Origin of the sequence: Thermococcus sp. ES12 (assembly GCF_012027515.1) — an archaeon.
Taxonomy (GTDB): Archaea; Methanobacteriota_B; Thermococci; order Thermococcales; family Thermococcaceae; genus Thermococcus; species Thermococcus barossii.
Window position 1 is genome coordinate 109558 of sequence record NZ_SNUP01000001.1, and the last position, 17686, is coordinate 127243.

14 protein-coding genes and 1 tRNA gene are annotated in these 17686 nt (G+C 55.3%); 7 read left to right on the top strand and 8 right to left on the bottom strand.

The genetic code is table 11. The features are described 5' to 3' along the window. Positions 1 to 7: 7 nt before the first annotated feature. On the bottom strand, positions 8 to 736 hold the full coding sequence (locus E3E37_RS00675) for an alpha-glucosidase (protein ID WP_088864146.1): 729 nt from the start codon (positions 734 to 736) through the stop codon (positions 8 to 10). A gap of 157 nt (positions 737 to 893) precedes the next feature. Next, complete coding sequence (locus E3E37_RS00680) at positions 894 to 2477, bottom strand: sodium-dependent transporter (protein WP_088864147.1); 1584 nt, start codon at positions 2475 to 2477, stop codon at positions 894 to 896. Between the two features lie 612 nt (positions 2478 to 3089). On the opposite strand from E3E37_RS00680, the gene gdhA reads away from it, so the two are divergent. After that, positions 3090 to 4349, top strand: a complete 1260-nt coding sequence (gdhA, locus tag E3E37_RS00685) for a glutamate dehydrogenase (protein WP_088864148.1) — start codon at positions 3090 to 3092, stop codon at positions 4347 to 4349. 22 nt (positions 4350 to 4371) lie between these two features. Here gdhA and E3E37_RS00690 read toward each other — a convergent pair whose 3' ends face one another. Both E3E37_RS00690 and E3E37_RS00695 read right to left on the bottom strand, forming a co-directional pair. Then, positions 4372 to 4722 carry a potassium channel family protein gene (locus tag E3E37_RS00690; RefSeq protein ID WP_088864149.1) on the bottom strand — a complete coding sequence of 117 codons (351 nt, stop codon included), beginning with the start codon at positions 4720 to 4722 and terminating at the stop codon, positions 4372 to 4374. Between the two features lie 3 nt (positions 4723 to 4725). After that, entirely contained in the window at positions 4726 to 5889 is a 1164-nt protein-coding gene (locus tag E3E37_RS00695) for a hypothetical protein (RefSeq protein ID WP_088864150.1), read from the bottom strand. A gap of 118 nt (positions 5890 to 6007) precedes the next feature. Between E3E37_RS00695 and psmB the strand changes: the two genes are divergently transcribed. From psmB to E3E37_RS00725, 6 genes are all read left to right on the top strand, one after another. Continuing rightward, positions 6008 to 6619 (top strand): archaeal proteasome endopeptidase complex subunit beta, encoded by a 612-nt coding sequence (psmB, locus tag E3E37_RS00700; RefSeq protein ID WP_167714412.1) that lies wholly within the window; start codon positions 6008 to 6010, stop codon positions 6617 to 6619. Between the two features lie 10 nt (positions 6620 to 6629). After that, on the top strand, positions 6630 to 8576 hold the full coding sequence (locus tag E3E37_RS00705) for a beta-CASP ribonuclease aCPSF1 (RefSeq protein ID WP_088864152.1): 1947 nt from the start codon (positions 6630 to 6632) through the stop codon (positions 8574 to 8576). 6 nt (positions 8577 to 8582) lie between these two features. Beyond that, complete coding sequence (locus E3E37_RS00710) at positions 8583 to 9917, top strand: pyridoxal-phosphate dependent enzyme (protein ID WP_167714413.1); 1335 nt, start codon at positions 8583 to 8585, stop codon at positions 9915 to 9917. A gap of 39 nt (positions 9918 to 9956) precedes the next feature. Next, entirely contained in the window at positions 9957 to 10310 is a 354-nt protein-coding gene (locus tag E3E37_RS00715) for a hypothetical protein (protein ID WP_371731661.1), read from the top strand. 4 nt (positions 10311 to 10314) lie between these two features. Then, a complete protein-coding gene (gene rpiA / locus E3E37_RS00720) occupies positions 10315 to 10998 on the top strand; it encodes a ribose-5-phosphate isomerase RpiA (protein WP_167714414.1) in 684 nt (227 codons plus the stop codon). A gap of 95 nt (positions 10999 to 11093) precedes the next feature. Further along, positions 11094 to 11181, top strand: a tRNA-Leu gene (locus E3E37_RS00725). Positions 11182 to 11371: 190 nt separating this feature from the next. Here the strand turns inward: E3E37_RS00725 and upp are convergent. The 4 genes from upp to ppsA all read right to left on the bottom strand — a co-directional run bounded on the left by upp (position 11372) and on the right by ppsA (position 17440). After that, positions 11372 to 12040: a uracil phosphoribosyltransferase gene (upp, locus tag E3E37_RS00730; protein WP_167715204.1), complete on the bottom strand. Its 669-nt coding sequence runs from the start codon at positions 12038 to 12040 to the stop codon at positions 11372 to 11374. A gap of 50 nt (positions 12041 to 12090) precedes the next feature. Beyond that, positions 12091 to 13545: an MATE family efflux transporter gene (locus tag E3E37_RS00735; protein WP_167715206.1), complete on the bottom strand. Its 1455-nt coding sequence runs from the start codon at positions 13543 to 13545 to the stop codon at positions 12091 to 12093. 38 nt (positions 13546 to 13583) lie between these two features. Continuing rightward, the gene (locus E3E37_RS00740) at positions 13584 to 14975 is read right to left on the bottom strand and encodes an MATE family efflux transporter (RefSeq protein WP_167714415.1); all 1392 of its coding nucleotides are present in this window, start codon (positions 14973 to 14975) and stop codon (positions 13584 to 13586) included. Positions 14976 to 15085: 110 nt separating this feature from the next. After that, positions 15086 to 17440, bottom strand: coding sequence for a phosphoenolpyruvate synthase (gene ppsA / locus E3E37_RS00745; RefSeq protein WP_167714416.1), 2355 nt, complete (start codon positions 17438 to 17440; stop codon positions 15086 to 15088). Positions 17441 to 17686: the final 246 nt, after the last annotated feature.

The following is a 17686-nucleotide window of genomic DNA, read 5'->3' on the forward strand; positions in this document are numbered from 1 at the left end:
CTTTTTTTCACAGGAATGCGTGTCTGTGCTTGTAGAGCATGTAGCTCGCGTACCCGAGCAGTATCAGCGTGGCCGCTCCGAGAACGCCTATGAGAGTCACAATTCCCTGGGCGAACGATATGCTCCTTCCGAACGCTTCAGCTATCCTTGAGAGCTCCGCTGGATCGTTGAACGCGTAGATTGCATACCTTATCGAGAACGCACCCATCACCATCGGAATGGGCATCACTGCAAAAGAGAGCATCAGGCCAAGGTTACCCCTCTTTCTCAGGCTGAGCATCGCCAGGAGGGTGGGGATTATAAGTATCAGCGCGGTGAACGCATACATCGGTCCGAATATCCCGGAAACTATGTAGAACGGGATCATTCCAGCGAGGAAAGCAAAATACGCCCTGCGGAGAACCTTGACCTCACCCGCAAAGTCGTACGGTGCAACCTTGGAGTATTTGTTCATGGCTGCAACGTCCTTCATGTACTCCTTTTCTCCCATCTTTTCGATGTACTTGTCCGTTGTGTTGTTCTTCAGCCTGACGGCCCTCTTGAGGAAGAAGTTGGCCAGCTCCTCGTTATCCACAGCGAGTGTTTCGGACAGCTTGAGGAAGTTCTCCCTTGCCTCGTGGAGCAGCCTAAGGGCCTTCTGTTTGTTTTTATCTGAGAGATTTTTAAGTGAGTTTATCCTCTTTTCAACATCCTCTAACGTCTGCGCAACATCTCGCAGAATTTCTCGGCTCTTCATAAGGGCACCTCCAAAAGGTAAAAGAAAAGGTGGGCTTTAAGCCTTTCCTTCCTTCTCGTGGCGCAGGAGCTTGGTAATGCTCCAGTACATCATGATAAATATTGAACCCCATGCAAAGAGTAGGAAAGCGAGAGCTCCCGTGTCCATCCTCATCACCTCAGAGCTTTATTAGCACCTCGTTCTTTGCAAGCTCCTCGCCGTACTTCTTCTTTATTGCCATGTATGCCTCGATGGCACCGATGATGAGTATTATGAATATCACTATCCTGGCCCTGGTGACGAGGCTAACGACCTCTGGGGTGTAGTCATAGCCAAGAACGTTGGTTATGTACTGCTCCGATGCTGTGAATGCACCCATCTGCCAGTAGTCCCAGGTGTTGCCGCCGAGGAGTATTATCATGAAGAGCGGCGCTATGAAGACCATTATTGGCTTGAACCAGCTAGGAACGTTGATGTATGCGCCCTTGTGGAGCTCCTCCCAGAAGTTGTCCGGCTTGAAGAGCCATACTGCAACGATGACGTCGAAGAGACCGAGCAGGACGAGGAAGTAGCTGCCGACCCACATGTCGAGTTCACTGAGGTATGCCAGGCTGCTGTCAAGGGCAACCGGCAGTCCGAGCAGGAACAGGAATACCCAGACCACCCAGGTGCCTATCTTCCTCTCTAGGTGGATGTCCTCTTCAAGCATGGCAACGAGGTAGTTGTATGTTGCTATTGCCGAAGTGAAGCCCGCGAACCAGAGGAGCAGGAACCACATCGCACCGAATATCTGACCCGCTGGCATGTTGGCGAAAACGTTCGGCAGGGCCATGTAAGCCAAGCCCACGCCGCCCTTGACTGCCTGCTCGGGACCGAGGTATGCAAAGGCTATTGGGATGGCGAGCGAGCCGCCGAGTATGACCTCCGCAAACTCGTTGAGCGAGACCGTGGCGAGACCGCTGAGGGCAACGTCATCTTCTGGGCCGAGGTAGGATGCATAGTTGTGGATGATACCCATACCGAGCGATAGGGTGAAGAATATCTGTCCCGCTGCGGCCAAGCTAATCTTGAAGAAGTTCTTGCTCAAGGCCTCAAAGTTCGGCTTCCAGATGTACTCCAGACCCTTGATGGCGCTCCACTCGGGCTTGACCGGTGAACCGAGGGTCAGTGCCCTGATAACGAGGAGTATGGCAAACACGTAGAGGAGCGGCATCATGACCTTGACCCAGCGCTCGATACCTTTGCTGACTCCCTGTCCAACCGCTATTCCGAGCAGCACCATGGTGAGACCCCAGAAGAATATCACCGCCTTGGTGTTGGCTACATAGCTGAGGAAGAACTGGACTGTGTCCTTGCCGAAGTAGGCCCCCGTGAGGCTGTAGTAGGTGTAAGCCGCTGACCAGCCTATGACCTGGTAGTAGTACGAACTCAGCAGCGAAGCTACCGAAAAGGCCAGCATTCCACCGATGATACCAAAGATAAGGGCAGTCTTGGGCTTAACGCTTTCCCTTGCCATGAGGTAGAACATTGGGCCTATGGTGCCGTGGCCGTACTTACCGCCGTACCTTCCTGTGGTCCACTCGATCCACATCACTGGGATTCCCAGGAAGAACAGCGCTATGAAGTACGGTATCATGAAAGCTCCGCCACCGTTGCTGGCGAGCTGGTACGGGAACCTCCAGAAGTTACCAAGACCGATGGCGTTACCTGCCATCGCTAAAATCAAACCAAGCTTAGTTGCCCATTGATCCCTCTGTTCCACACGATTCACCCCCGTTCTTAAATGCATGGGCTTTAGTACCCCGAGTACCGCCGTGGGGCATTATGTATAAGGCAAGGCATTCTATAAAAAGCTTTCTAATAGCTTTTTTCGACAAAAGACGATTTACTTAAGCGTTAAACCAAGGCAGTCACTCTCTCGTCATTTTTTTAATACGTTAACTGAACGTAAACCCTATCTTGACGTTATGACAATCTAAAGGACAAAAATGATTCAAAATGACGAATCTCTCCCAGATACTCTTCATCAAACTATTTAACTGAAGGCGATTACAATTGTAACTGTGCCCGATGATTGGAACAAGAGTGAGCTGAAGGGATGATGACCGACTTCTCGCTGAGGGCTTCGTTTCAACATTCTTTCATACATCTTTATTCAATGGTGTCTCTTTATGTGCGTCAATGTATAAAAAATCTTGGATGTACAGCGCCGATTTTGTCCTGAAATTTCGGGAGGATTTTTCTTTTCGCCGAAAATTTGCGTACATAACTTTTTGTTTAAAATTAACCGTTCTCCTGCCTTCTTTATCGAAAGGTTTATATATGCAAATGCCTAAGAGCCTATCGCAAATTACCGAAACCCGAGGTGGTAAAGATGGTCGAGATTGACCCGTTTGAGATGGCCGTTCAGCAGCTCGAAAGGGCTGCCCAGTTCATGGACATAAGCGAAGAGGCCCTTGAGTGGCTCAAGAAGCCCATGAGGATTGTTGAGGTCAGCGTCCCGCTCGAGATGGACGACGGTTCTGTTAAGGTTTTCACCGGTTTCCGCGTTCAGCACAACTGGGCCCGCGGTCCGACCAAGGGTGGTATAAGGTGGCACCCGGCCGAGACCCTCAGTACCGTTAAGGCCCTCGCCACCTGGATGACCTGGAAGGTCGCCGTTGTTGACCTCCCCTACGGTGGAGGTAAGGGTGGCATCATCGTCAACCCGAAGGAGCTCTCCGAGAGGGAGAAGGAGAGGCTCGCCAGGAACTACATAAGGGCTATCTACGACATCATCAGCCCCTACACCGACATTCCGGCTCCTGACGTTTACACCAACCCGCAGATCATGGCCTGGATGATGGACGAGTACGAGGCCATCAGCAGGAGAAAGGTCCCGAGCTTCGGCATCATCACCGGCAAGCCGCCTGGAGTCGGCGGTATCGTCGCCAGGATGGATGCCACCGCAAGGGGTGCCAGCTACACCGTCCGTGAGGCTGCCAAGGCCCTTGGAATGGATCTCAAGGGTAAGACCATCGCCATCCAGGGTTACGGTAACGCCGGCTACTACATGGCCAAGATCATGAGCGAGGAGTACGGCATGAAGGTCGTCGCCGTCAGCGACAGCAAGGGCGGCATCTACAACCCCGATGGATTGAACGCCGACGAGGTTCTCAAGTGGAAGAGGGAGCACGGCTCAGTTAAGGACTTCCCGGGAGCGACCAACATCACCAACGAGGAGCTCCTCGAGCTTGAGGTCGACGTCCTCGCCCCGAGCGCCATTGAGGGTGTCATCACCAAGGACAACGCCGACAACATCAAGGCCAAGATCGTCGCAGAGCTCGCCAACGGTCCGACCACCCCGGAGGCCGATGAGATCCTCCACGAGAAGGGCATCCTCATCATACCGGACTTCCTCTGTAACGCCGGTGGTGTTACCGTCAGCTACTTCGAGTGGGTCCAGAACATAACCGGCGACTACTGGGACACCGAGACAACGAGGGCCAAGCTCGACAAGAAGATGACCAAGGCCTTCTGGGACGTCTACAACACCCACAAGGAGAAGGGAATACAGATGAGGGACGCTGCCTACGTCGTCGCCGTCCAGAGGGTCTACGACGCCATGAAGTGGCGCGGATGGGTGAAGAAGTGATTTCTTCTCCCTTTTCTCTCCATTAGAATTTTCTGAGCCTGTCCCTGTAGAGCCTTTCTATGGCCTTCATAGCCGCCGCGACCATTATGCCCGTCAGTATCATGCCGAGGATGGGGAGTATTATTACCGCGAGAAACTTGGAGGCGGGCGTTTTTGGCGTTATGTCGCCGTAGCCCACCGTGAAGGCTGAGACGAAGGCGAGGTAGACGCCCTGCCAGGGCGTCAGGCCGTCGAGGAGGGACATCACAACTCCGAGCAGGGTTATCAGGCCGAAGAGGCCCGCGAGTATGCTCCTGACGTAGTAGATCACCCTGAGAAACTCCGTGAAAAATGTTCGAAAGCCAACGAGCTCAAAGTCGTCCTCGACGCCCATCACTCACACCTTTGCCCAGTACTCCTTCTCCTCGATCATTGCCCTTATCATCTCGTCCTCGTCCTTGAACATAGTCCTCCGCGAGGGATTCTGCATCCCGTAGAACTCCATGAACGGGCTCGGTCTCCTCTTGAACGGGTAGTAGAGGTATATCGCCGCCAGCGTCCTGTAAGCCTCTGCCATCTCGCTGATAACTCCAGCCGAAACTCCCTCCGCGTAGTGATAGACTGCTATTGCCTTGCTGACGTCCACGAGATTGAAGTCTCTCTCGACGAGCTGGCGCCGCAGTATGTCGGTTGCCTGCTCTATGTCCTCCCTGTCAAGTTCCTCCACCTGCTCCCCGTCGAGAAGATGCTTTATCTTGATGCGCTTTATGGAGGGATTCTTGTTTACCTGGGCGTCGTACTCGGCAACGACCCACCAGTCGTCAAGTGCACCGGGATCGAGAACCGTGAAGTGCTCGCTCAACTTGTTGTAGAAGTCCCTGACGCGGTGATAGTACTCCTCCTCGTGGCCGGTCATCGGATAGCTGAGGTAGACGAGGGGTTTTTCGGCCTCGTGGAATACGAGGTCCAGGAAGACGCGGTACGGGTGCCTTATGCCGAACTGGAGGATGTAGCGAACCTCGGTGCCCTCCTTCTTCAGCTCGTGTATCAGGGTCTTGACGTGGTTTATGGCATCCTCGCGCCACATGACAAGGGTCGTCAGCTTTATGTTCTCAGGGTTCTCCCCGAAGCGCTCGAACCACTCGGGATCGTTGATGATCCTTCTCCTGACTGAGAGAACGTCATCGAGGACTATTATGACGCGATCGGGCCTCAGAAGCTTCAGGTTACTGGTCGTAAATCCGATAACGCTTCCGCTTCCCCACCGGAAGAGGCTCGGTGTTGAAACTAGGTGGAACCTCATCTCGCTTTCATCTATTTCCTTTCTTATTCTACTGAAAGCCTCGTCCCGTATCTCGTTCATCAGATCCTGGTGGCTTATGGCAAAGTCGAGGACGTTCTTCCTCGTTATCTTAACGCCCAGCTCCTTTCCGACTTCCCTGATGTAGTCAAAGACGTGGTAATAGGCGTAGCTTTTCTCATCGGCGAGTTTTAGAGCCTCCGTTATGTACTCGTCCCGTCCGTTGAGCGGCGGCCCTGTGAGCAGGATAACCTCTTTCATTCTACCACCCCACTGCGTCTAAACGTACACTTCGGACGAAACCTTTAAATACTATTCCCCTAAACTGGCGTTGTAGAGGTTCTTCTATTCTAAAAACATACCAGCAGGGGTGTTGTAATTGGCTGAAAAGCTAAAGGGAACGACTACGGTCGGCATTGTATGTAAGGACGGCGTCGTCCTAGCGGCGGACAGGAGAGCATCGCTCGGCAACATGGTGCTTTCGGAGAGCGTTACCAAGGTGTTCCGGATAGACGACCACCTGGCCTTGGCTGGCGCCGGGAGTGTGGGGGATATACTCTCGCTCGTCAGGCTTCTGAGGGCCGAGGCCAAGCTGTACAGGGCAAAGGTTGGGTATGAGATGAGCGTGAAAGCCCTTGCTACGCTGACTTCTAACATCCTTCACGGCAGCAGGTTCATGCCGTACTTCGGATGGTTTCTCGTGGCGGGATACGACGAGAAGCCTGGGCTGTACTCCATAGACATGGCCGGGGGCATTACGGAAGATAAGTTCACCGCCGCTGGTTCCGGAATGGAGTTCGCCTTCGCGGTTCTTGAGGATGGTTACACCGAGGATATTAAGCTGGAAGAGGGCATAAAACTGGCCCTTCGGGCCATAAAAGCCGCCACAAGGCGGGATGTTTTCACTGGGGATGGAATAACCCTCGTTACGGTGACCAAGGATGGCTACAGAGAGCTGAGCAAGGAGGAGATAGAGGCTCTTCTGAAGTGAGGTGGTGACTTTGATAAGGAGAGAAACTTTCGTTGATGACATACTACGGGACATAAAGGCCGTCATAAGCCAGATGGTTCCCAGGGAGGCCAGGATAACCGACGTCGAGTTCGAGGGGCCGGAGCTCGTCATATACGTCAAGAACCCCGAGGCCATAATGCAGGACGGGGAGCTGATCAAGAACCTCGCCAAGGTTCTCAAGAAGCGCATAAGCGTTCGGCCTGACCCTGAGGTTCTCCTTCCACCGGAGAAGGCCGAGGAAATGATAAAGCAGCTTGTTCCACCTGAGGCAGAGATAACCAACGTGAGCTTTGACCCATCAGTTGGAGAGGTTCTCATAGAGGCCAAGAAGCCCGGTCTCGTTATAGGGAAGAACGGCGAGACCCTGAGGCTCATAACCCAGAAGGTTCACTGGGCCCCCAGGGTCATAAGGACCCCTCCGCTCCAGAGCCAGACTATCTATTCCATAAGGCAGATACTCCAGGCGGAGGCAAAGGACAGGAGGAAGTTCCTCAGGCAGGTTGGCCGGAACATTTACCGCAAGCCCGAGCTGAAGAGCGAGTGGATTAGAATCACCGGGCTTGGCGGCTTTCGCGAGGTTGGCAGGAGTGCGCTCCTCGTTCAGACCAACGAAAGCTACGTTCTCGTTGATTTCGGTGTCAACATAGCCGCTCTGAGGGACCCCAAAAAGGCCTTCCCGCACTTCGAAGCGCCGGAGTTCAGGTACGTCCTCGATACGGGCCTGCTCGACGCCATAATCATAACCCACGCCCACCTTGACCACAGCGGAATGTTGCCGTACCTCTTCCGCTACAAGCTCTTCGACGGCCCGATATACGCGACTCCCCCGACGAGGGACCTGATGGTTCTCCTCCAGCAGGACTTCATTGAGATACAGCAGATGAACGGCGTCGAGCCTCTCTACCGGCCGAGGGACATTAAGGAGGTCATAAAGCACACCATAACCCTCGACTATGGCGAGGTCAGGGACATAGCCCCGGACATGAGGCTCACCCTCCACAACGCCGGTCACATACTCGGTTCCTCGATAGTTCACCTCCACATAGGAAACGGACTGCACAACATAGCCATAACCGGCGACTTCAAGTTCATCCCGACGAGGCTCTTCGAGCCGGCGGTGAGCAGGTTCCCGCGCCTTGAGACACTCGTCATGGAGTCAACATACGGCGGTAGCAACGACTACCAGATGCCGCGCGAAGAGGCTGAGAAGCGCCTGATAGAGGTAATCCACCAGACGATAAGGCGGAAGGGCAAGGTTCTGATTCCAGCTATGGCCGTCGGTAGGGCCCAGGAGATAATGATGGTCCTTGAGGAGTACGCCCGCGTCGGCGGCATAGAGGTGCCCATTTACCTCGACGGAATGATATGGGAGGCGACGGCGATTCACACTGCCTACCCAGAGTACCTCAGCAGGCACCTCCGCGAGCAGATATTCCACGAGGGCTACAACCCGTTCCTCAACCCGATATTCAAGCCCGTTGCCAACAGCAGGGAGAGGCAGGACATCATTGACAGCGGCGAGCCAGCGATAATCATAGCCACCTCGGGCATGCTTGTCGGTGGGCCGAGCGTGGAGTACTTCAAGCAACTTGCCCCGGACCCGAAGAACAGCATGATATTCGTCAGCTATCAGGCAGAGGGAACCCTTGGCAGACAGGTGCAGCGCGGCCTCCGCGAGATTCCACTCGTCGGTGAGGGCGGGAAGACGGAGGTTGTGAAGGTCAACATGGAGGTCCACACCATCGATGGATTCTCAGGTCATGCCGACAGGAGGGAGCTTATAAGCTACATAGCCCGCTTGAGGCCGAGGCCGGAGCGCGTCATAACCGTCCACGGAGAGCCCCACAAGTGCCTTGACCTGAGTACGAGCATCCACAAGAAGTTCGGCATCTCAACCCGCGCCCCCAACAACCTCGACGCCATAAGGCTGAAGTGATGCCCGATGCAGGTTCGGTGTCCGAGCTGTGGGAGGCTCTACTCCTCCCTTATTCCCCCTACATGCTCATGTGGGGAGCCCCTTAGGATAACCTACGACTACGATAGTGTGGACGTTTCTGCCTGGGGTAGGAGAAAATCCGGCGTCTGGAAGTACCGGGAGCTTCTGCCCGATGTGAAGAGAGTCATCAGCCTGAACGAGGGCGGAACGCCCCTGTTGAGGGCAAAGCTCGGTGAGGAACTCGGGCTGAGGGTATTCATCAAGGACGAGACCAGGAATCCCACAGGCTCCTTCCGTGACAGGCTCATCACTGTGGCAGTCTCCTACGGCCTTCCATATGCTCATAACGGCTTTGTTGTTGCCAGCAACGGGAATGCGGCGGCTTCCCTGGCTGCGTACTCCGCGAGGGCCGGGGTCGATGCCTACACCGTTGTGCCGAGGCTCATAGAATCCGGAAAGCTCAGCCAGATAGTTGCCTTCGGGGCCAAAGTTATACGCTACGGTGAAAGTGTTGACGAGGGCATAAGCTACGCCGAGGGCCTTGCGGAGGGAAAGGGACTCTACAACGTAACACCGGAGAGCAACCTTATCGGCCTTGAGGGCCAGAAAACCCTTGCCTTTGAGCTGTGGGAGGAGCTCAAGCCCACCCATGTCATAGTTCCCACGGGAAGCGGGAGCAACCTCTACAGCATCTACAAGGGCTTTGCTGAACTTATGGAAATCGGGGCCATTGAGGAGATGCCCAGACTTATAGCCGTCCAGACCGAGAAGTGCTCGCCCATAGCCAGCGAGGTTCTGGGCGTTGAGCCAAGGGCAGAGCCAACAAAGGCTCTGGCGCTATACGTAAAGAACCCGGTGATGAAGGAGCTCGCTCTCAGGGCCATCCACGAGACCGGCGGAACCGCCGTGATGGTGGGTGAAGATGAGCTCGACCTCGGCCAGAGACTCCTAGCGGGCGAGGGAATCTTTGCCGAGTACGCATCGGCGGTGATAGTTCCTGCCCTGCTCAGGCTGGCCGAGGAGGACTACTTCGAGAGGGACGACAGGATAGCGCTCATTGTCACCAGCTCCGGCCTGAAGGGGCACTACTCCGAAACCAGGGAGAAGTTCAGCATAGGTGGCACGAAGCTCGACATCCTGAGGCTCCTCAGCGACAGGGTTATGTATGGCTACGAGATATGGGAGGCCCTTGAGAAGCCCCTCAAGTACCAGGCGGTTTATCAGCACCTCCGCGAGCTTGAGAGCCTTGGTCTTATAGAGGAATCCCACAGGGAGGGAAGACGCCTCTACTACCGGCTGACGGACAAGGGCCGCAGGTTTCTGGAGACACTGTCGGAGTAACGGAAAGGTTTTAAAAGGTCTTTTTAAAGCTAAGCGTAGGTGAAGAACGTGGAGCTGGCAATTGAACATAAGTTTTCACTCTCAGTTTACCTCTGGGGACTCATCTGTGGCCTGGTCAGTGGCGTAGCCGCCGCGAAGTTCCAGTATGGCTGGGTGATTGGCATCGCCATGTTTCTGGTCATCGATAAGGTGGTCATGGCCATCATAAAGGAGCTCCCGCCGGATATCGAGGAGGAGCGCCTCATACTCAGGAAGGCTTTCTGGGGCTGGTTCCTGTTCTGGCTGTACTTCACGATGCTCAGCTACACCCTGATGGTCAACTTCCAGCCTCAGTTCTACTCAAACCAGAGCCTGCTTTACCAGCTTACTCAGAACGGAACGGTGACGGGGTGAGCCTATGGAGGAACTCAAAAGGGCCGTTGCCAGGGAGGCCTTGAAATTCATTGAGGACGATATGATAGTCGGCCTCGGCACAGGCTCCACCACCGCCTACTTCATAGAGTACCTGGGCAAGCTGATAATGGAGGGGGAGCTTGAGGACGTCTACGGTGTTCCCACCTCCTATCAGGCGAGGCTTCTTGCCCTTGAGAGCGGCGTGCCGGTCGTTGGGCTTGACGAAGTTGATGCGATTGATATAGCCGTCGACGGCGCCGACGAGGTGGATCCAAACCTCAACCTCATCAAAGGCCGCGGAGCTGCCCTCACAATGGAGAAGATCATCGAGTACCGCGCCGGAACCTTTCTGGTACTCGTTGACGAGAGCAAGCTCGTCGAGAGGCTCGGCCAGAGGATGCCGGTTCCGATAGAGGTTATCCCGGCTGCATGGCGTGCCATAGCGGAGGAGATAGAGGTCTTCAACGCCACCGCCGAGCTCAGAATGGCGAGCAGGAAGGACGGGCCCGTCGTTACCGACAACGGCAACTTCATCCTTGACGCAAGGTTCCACCGCATAGACGACCCGCTTGACCTGGAGATAGAGCTGAACAACATTCCGGGCGTTGTGGAGAACGGCATCTTCGCGGACATAGCCGACATAGTCCTCGTCGGTACGAAGGAAGGCGTCAAGAGGATGGAGCGGTGAGTTTTGGGCCCAACGAGCTCAATGTTTTCTCTCCCTGGATTTCTCTGAGTTAAATTTATAAGCCTCCTGAGGGTTAGTATTCTCGAACCTCCCGCGCGGGGGTTGCCGAGCCTGGTCAAAGGCGGTGGACTCAAGATCCACTCCCGCAGGGGTTCCGGGGTTCAAATCCCCGCCCCCGCACCACAGAAACTTTTTCTGGCGAAAAGTTTCATCGAAGTTCGTAGCTCCTAACCCCATAAACCCGAGAAGAAAAAACAAATTCCCGAATACGGCAACGCGAAGAGCTACAAACTTCTGGTCAAGCCTTGCGGGAGCGAAAGGTACTTGTCCGGAAATCCAATGAGAGAAAATACGGGAGAAGCGGAAAGGTCCTTCAGACCTTAATCGGCGCCCCAAAGGCCCTGTCGCCCGCATCGCCGAGGCCGGGCAGGATGTAACCGTGGTCGTTGAGCTCCCTGTCTATCGCTGCAACGAACATCTCAACGTCCGGGTGGGCTTCCTTTATCCGGCTTATCCCTTCAGGTGCAGCGAGAACTCCAACTATGACGTAGCGCTTGGCCTTCCCGTACTTCTTTACCTCGTCGAGAACCCTGATGAGCGTCGAGCCGGTCGCTATCATCGGGTCTGCTATGATGACCGTGTCCTCCGGCTTTACCTGCGGCACCTTGACGTACTTCATCTCTATCTCGAACTTCGGCGCCTTTCCGCGGGATGCGGAGACGATACCCACCCTTGCGTGGTCGAGAACCTTGATGAGGCCCTCCATGAGCGGTATCGCCGCGCGGAGGACGGTTATTATGACCACATTGCGCCTGTCTCTGACTATTACTCCAGTTGTCCCCTCAAGGGGCGTCTTGATGGGAACCTCTTCGACCTCCATGGTCTTGGTCAGCTCGTAGGCCATGTACCTGCCGAGCTTGACGAGTCCCTTTCTGAACGGTATCGGCCCCGTTCTCTCGTCGCGAAGCTCCGTCAGAATCTCCATAATGAACGGGGAGTCCTCAAAGGAGTAAACACCCTTCCAGCGCCTGTCCTCTATCATTGCTCTCACCGGTGGTGGGTCGGGGAAAGGGTTTATTAGCCTTCCGGCTGTTAAGCCGCAGCTTTTTCGGGGACAGTTTTTGATTTCTCCTCGATTATCCGTTTCATCCATGTGCCGCGCATGAACCAAGCGAGAGCGACCACAGCCGCTATGAAGTTGCTCATCCCCATTCCAAAGAACACTCCCCTGCTCGTGAAGTTGAATATTTCAGCGAGGGGTATCGTGATTCCAAGGACGCTTATCGCTCCCACGTAGCCAAAGGCATAGCTCAGCGGAATCCTCAGGCCCCAGAGGCGGAATATTCCGAGGGTCATGCTCTTCTTCGTATGGCCGGCGGAGCTGAAGGTTCTGTTGACGACTATGAAGATTCCATTGAAGAAGGGCACCGAGATGAGGAAGTACTTCAGCACAATCTCGCTCTCCTCGATGACGGCCGGGTCGTTGAGGAAGACGCGGAATATCTCGACGCGGAAAATTCCAATTATCAGTATCGCGAGGCTCGCTATGGCAAAGTTTATGACCATCGTCCTCTCGGCTATTTTCTTCGCCCTCTCGTAGTTCTCCGCCCCGACGTTCTGGGCTATCATGGTTCCCATCGCCATGCTTATGCCGCGCGAGATGCTCGTTAGGAAGTTCACCAGACGGGTCGTTATGACGTAGGCCGCGTAGGTCACATCACCAAAGCCGAATATTATCCTGGTGAGGATTACAAAGCCAAAGCTGTTGGCGGACTGCCCTATGCTCGACGGCAGGCCGACCTTGAATATCCTCTTGTAGAACTCGAAGTCCGGTTTGAGGCTCTCAAGGCTCAGGCTCAGTCCAACTCTGTCGGTGAAGAGGAGGTAGAGGCCGATGAAAGCCCCCACCGAGTTGGCGAAAACCGTCGCTATGGCAGCACCGGCAACTCCCAGCTCGGGGAATCCGAGCCAGCCGAAGATGAGTATCGGGTCAAGGATTATGTTTATCGCAACCGTGAGGAGGGTTATTTTTACCGGCGTCTTCGTGTCTCCCGTCGCCCTTACAAGGGCTCCAAAGGCCATGAAGGTGAAGGAGAACGGAATGCCGAGGAATATTATCGTCGCGTAGGTGAGCGAATAGGGATAGACGTTCTCGCTGACCTTCATGAAGTGCAGGGCGTACGGCAGGAGGAGCGTTCCGATTATGGCGGTGGCAGTTGCGAAGAACAGCATGAGTGAGTAAAGGGCTCCGGCTGAGCGATTCGCCTTCTTGTACTCACCAGCACCGATGTACTGGCCAACAAAGGCGAAACCGGCCGTTGTGAATCCCATGCCCAACGCCATGAGGGTGCCGATTATTGGCCAGGTAACGCCTGGAGCAGAGAGCGCTTCCCTTCCGAGTTTTCCCAGCCAGAAAGTGTCGGTTATGTTGTAGACAACCTGGACTAGGTTGTTGACTATGAGCGGGCCCGCCAGAACGAGGAGCGTTTTTTCTATGGGTCCGCTCAGTATCTCCCTGCGCATCTTCTGGATTTTCTCGCCATTCATATGCAATCAGACCGCAATCGAAACGGTGATATATAAAGCTACCCCTTCTCCTCTATGATGCGGCTCATCCAGCTCCCGGTCAGGAACCAGGCGAGGGCAACCACAGCTCCCAGAACGTTGCTCAGGCCCATCCCCAGCCACATTCCGGCGGTGTCCTTAACCAGAAGCCCGAGGCCGTAGCTGAGAGGTAGCCTTAACCCCCAGAGCCGGAGCATGCTGAGGAGCATGCTCTTCTTGGTGTGTCCTGAGCTCTGGAACACGTTGTTCACCGCAGAGAATATGCCGAAGAAGGGTAGCGAGGCCGAGAAATACTTGACGACCTTTGCGCTCTCCGCTATTATCGCCGGATCTTTGATGAAGAAGCTGAATATCTGGACCCTGAAGAGGACGAACAAGAGCGTCCCGATGCCAAGAATGGCAAAGTTTATCGCCATCGTTCTCTCCGCTATGGCCTTTGCCCTGTCATAGAGCTTCGCCCCAACGGTCTGGCCCACCATTGTTCCCATAGCCATGCTTATCCCATCTGAGAAGGCGAACATAAAGTTGGTAAGCCTGTTGGTTATGCTGTAGGTCGCGAAGGCAACATCGGCCTCGCCGAACTGGCCGCCGAGGGTGAAGATTATCCTCGTGAGTATGACAAAGCCAAGGGCCGTTGTGGATGAACCTATGCTTGAAGGTATTCCCACGCGGAAGATGCGCTTGTAGAACTCCCAGTCCGGCTTGAGGCCCTCGACCGTGAGGTGTATGCCCACCCTGCCCTTGAAGAGCAGGTAACCGCCAACGACCGAGCCGAGGCTGTTGGAGAGCATCGTGGCAACGGCCGCTCCAACGACTCCAAGTTCTGGAAACGGCCCCCAGCCGAAGATGAAGAAGGGGTCTAAGACGAGGTTGAGAAGCACGGTTGAGACGTTTATCTTGACGGGAGTTTTGGTGTCACCTATAGCCCTTAGGAGAAAGTTGAATGCGAAGAGAGTGAAGGCGAAGGGAATCCCGGCGAAGATGACCCTCGTATAGGCCAAGGCGTAGGGATAAACCGTCTCGCTCACGTTCATGAACTTAAGGAGATACGGGGCGGAGATCACGCCGAATATCCCAACTCCAATCGCGAAGAACATCATGAGGGAGTAGAGGGCTCCAGCGGCGCGGTTGGCCTTGTCGTACTCCTTCGCCCCAACGTACTGACTGACGAAGGCGAAACCCGCTGTGGCGAACCCCATGCCGATGGCCATGAAGAACCAGACGAGGGGCCACGCTGTTCCCGGGGCAGCTAACTCTTCCCTTCCGAGCTTTCCGAGCCAGTAGGTGTCGGTGAGGTTGTAGAGAACCTGAACGAGCTGGTTTATGATTAAGGGGTAGGCTAATACGATGAGCGTTTTAACTATCGGCCCGTTGACAATCTGGTCTCGCATAGCCTCTACTTCGCGTTTCATTGAGATAGCTATCGAAACGTTGGTATAAAAGCCTTATCGTGGATAAAGAATCCACTGGCTCGGAGCTGCAAAACGGGTAGAAACGAATAGAAAAGGGAAGCCGGAAGGCTTCACTCGAAGAGCTTCTTCCTCGCCGCCTCCAGGAGAATCTTCTGCTCCTCCTGGGCGACGGTCTTCCTGATGAGCTCGACGGCATCGGGGTTGGCTGAGATGCTGTCTATGCCGAGCCTGACGAGTATCTTGGCCATCTTCGGGTCACTGCCGGCCTGTCCGCAGATGCTGGTCTCGACGCCGTACTTCTTGGCGACCTTGATGACGTTCTCGATGAGCTTGAGCACCGCCGGGTGCTTCTCGTCGTAGAGGTAGGCTATCCTGTCGTTGTCTCTGTCGATGGCGAGGGTGTACTGGGTGAGGTCGTTGGTTCCGAAGCTGACGAAGTCAAGGCCCTCCTTGATAAGGTCCTCGATGATGAGGGCAGCGGCCGGAACCTCGATCATGATTCCCCACTCGACGTCCTTGTGCGGCTCAAGGCCAACTGAGCGGGCTATCTCCTTGGCCTTCCTTATCTGGTCAGGGTTGGCCACGAGCGGGAGCATGACGCCGATGTTGTCGTAGCCCTCTTCGACGACCTTCTTGATGGCCTTGAACTCGGCCTTGAGGAGCTCGGTCTGGTCAAGGCTCCTCCTGATGCCGCGCCAGCCGAGCATCGGGTTCCTCTCGTCCGGCTCGTCCTCTCCACCCGGCATCTCCTTGAACTCGTTGGTCGGAGCGTCGAGGGTCCTGTACCAGACCGGCCTCGGGTAGAAGGCAGCGGCGACGGTCCTGATGCCCTCGGCGAGCTTCTCGACGAGCTCCTCCTCCTTGCCCTCCTTGATGAACTTGACCGGGTGCTGGCCGATGCTGAGTATCATGTGCTCGGCCCTGAGGAGACCGACGCCGTCGGCACCGGTGGCGGCGGCCCTTTCGGCGACCTCGGGCATCGAGACGTTGACCTTGACCTTGGTGGCGGTGACGAGCGGAGCGCCGGCAACGACGACCTGTCCACCCTCGGCCTTCTCCTCCTTCTTCTCGACGAGGCTCTTGACTATGCCCTTGTAGACGACGCCCCTGGTTCCGTCAACGGTGACATAGTCGCCAGTCTTGAGCTTCTTGGTGGCCTCCTTGGTTCCGACAACGGCCGGAATACCGAGCTCCCTGCTAACGATGGCGGCGTGGCTGGTCCTTCCACCCTCGTCGGTGACTATCGCTGAGGCCCTCTTCATGGCCGGGACCATGTCCGGGTTGGTCATGGTGGTGACGAGAACGTCGCCCTCCTTGACCTTGTCGATCTCGCTGGCGTCGAAGATGACGACGACCCTGCCGGCACCTATTCCTGGGGAGGCACCGAGACCCTTGAGGATGACCTCCATCTCCTCGGTTCCCTCGACGGCCTCTCCCTCGGCGGGAGCCTCCTTGAGGGTGGTGATCGGCCTGGACTGGACGATGTAGAGCTTGCCGTCGTCCTTGTCGTAGGCCCACTCAATGTCCTGCGGCCAGCCGTAGTGCTCCTCGATCTTGGCGCCTATCTTGGCGACCTCAACGATCTGCTCGTCGGTGAGGACCTGCTTCTCGACCCACTCCGGCCCGAGGTAGTCGGCGACCTTGACGTAGACGGTGCCCTTGCCGGTCTCAGGGTTCCTGACGACCATGACTTCCTTCTTGGCAATGAACTTCTCCTTTATCTTCCAGGTGCCCTTCTCAACGATGTACTCGTCGGGGGTGACGCTTCCGCTGACGACGGCCTCACCAAGGCCCCAGCTGGCGTTTATCATGATCTCGTTCCTGTCGTTGGTGACCGGGTTGGCGGTGAACATGACACCGCTGGTCTCGCTGTTGACCATCTTCTGGACGACTGCTGAGAGGTAAACCTTGCTGTGGTCAAAGCCCTGCTTGGCCCTGTAGAAGGTAGCTCTGGCTGTCCAGAGTGAGGCCCAGCACTTCTTGACCTTGTCTATGACGTCGTCAACGCCGTAGACGTCGAGGTAGGTCTCCTGCTGGCCGGCGAAGCTGGCCTCGGGGAGGTCCTCGGCGGTAGCGGAGCTCCTAACGGCGACGTAAACCGCTTCCTTGTTGAACCTCTGGGAGAGCTCCTTGTAGGCCCTCTCTATCTCCTCGGCTATCTCAGGGAGCATCGGGAGCTCGATTATCTTCTGCCTGATCTTGGCGGTGTTCTCCTGGAGCTGCTTGGAGTCGTCAACATTGGTCTGGGCGATGACGTCCATAATCCACTCCTGGAGGGTCTTACCGTCCTCGAGCTTAACGTTCTCGACGAAGTACTTGTAGGCCTCAGCCGTGACGCAGAAGCCGGGCGGAACCGGAATTCCGGCGTTGGTCATTTCTCCCAGGTTGGCACCCTTCCCGCCAACAAGAGCGACGTCGCCCTTTCCGAGTTCCTCAAACCACTTTATAAATTTGTATTCGCTCATGCGAATCCCTCCACAATCGTTTACTGCGGGTGATATATCGAGGGTTCATATTTAAAATTAACTATCCAAGGCTGTTCTCTGGCGTACAGGAATGAAAAAGAAAGCGAATGTGTCCATTCAAAGAATAAGGCTACCCTAATACCCCATGAGGTAAACAACAAAGTCCCCTTTTGAAAAATTCTTCTGCAATTAGATATCCACAGCTCTCTGTGTTGAACCCTTCACTTTCGTGCTCTTCAGGACACG

Bases quoted from the DNA above. Each gene is read 5' to 3' on its own strand.
- E3E37_RS00675 (WP_088864146.1), bottom strand. From the start codon at position 736: ATGAAGAGCCGAGAAATTCTGCGAGATGTTGCGCAGACGTTAGAGGAT.
- gdhA (WP_088864148.1), top strand. From the start codon at position 3,090: ATGGTCGAGATTGACCCGTTTGAGATGGCCGTTCAGCAGCTCGAAAGG.
- E3E37_RS00690 (WP_088864149.1), bottom strand. From the start codon at position 4,722: ATGGGCGTCGAGGACGACTTTGAGCTCGTTGGCTTTCGAACATTTTTC.
- E3E37_RS00695 (WP_088864150.1), bottom strand. From the start codon at position 5,889: ATGAAAGAGGTTATCCTGCTCACAGGGCCGCCGCTCAACGGACGGGAC.
- E3E37_RS00710 (WP_167714413.1), top strand. From the start codon at position 8,583: ATGCAGGTTCGGTGTCCGAGCTGTGGGAGGCTCTACTCCTCCCTTATT.
- rpiA (WP_167714414.1), top strand. From the start codon at position 10,315: ATGGAGGAACTCAAAAGGGCCGTTGCCAGGGAGGCCTTGAAATTCATT.
- upp (WP_167715204.1), bottom strand. From the start codon at position 12,040: ATGATAGAGGACAGGCGCTGGAAGGGTGTTTACTCCTTTGAGGACTCC.
- E3E37_RS00735 (WP_167715206.1), bottom strand. From the start codon at position 13,545: ATGAATGGCGAGAAAATCCAGAAGATGCGCAGGGAGATACTGAGCGGA.
- E3E37_RS00740 (WP_167714415.1), bottom strand. From the start codon at position 14,975: ATGAAACGCGAAGTAGAGGCTATGCGAGACCAGATTGTCAACGGGCCG.
- ppsA (WP_167714416.1), bottom strand. From the start codon at position 17,440: ATGAGCGAATACAAATTTATAAAGTGGTTTGAGGAACTCGGAAAGGGC.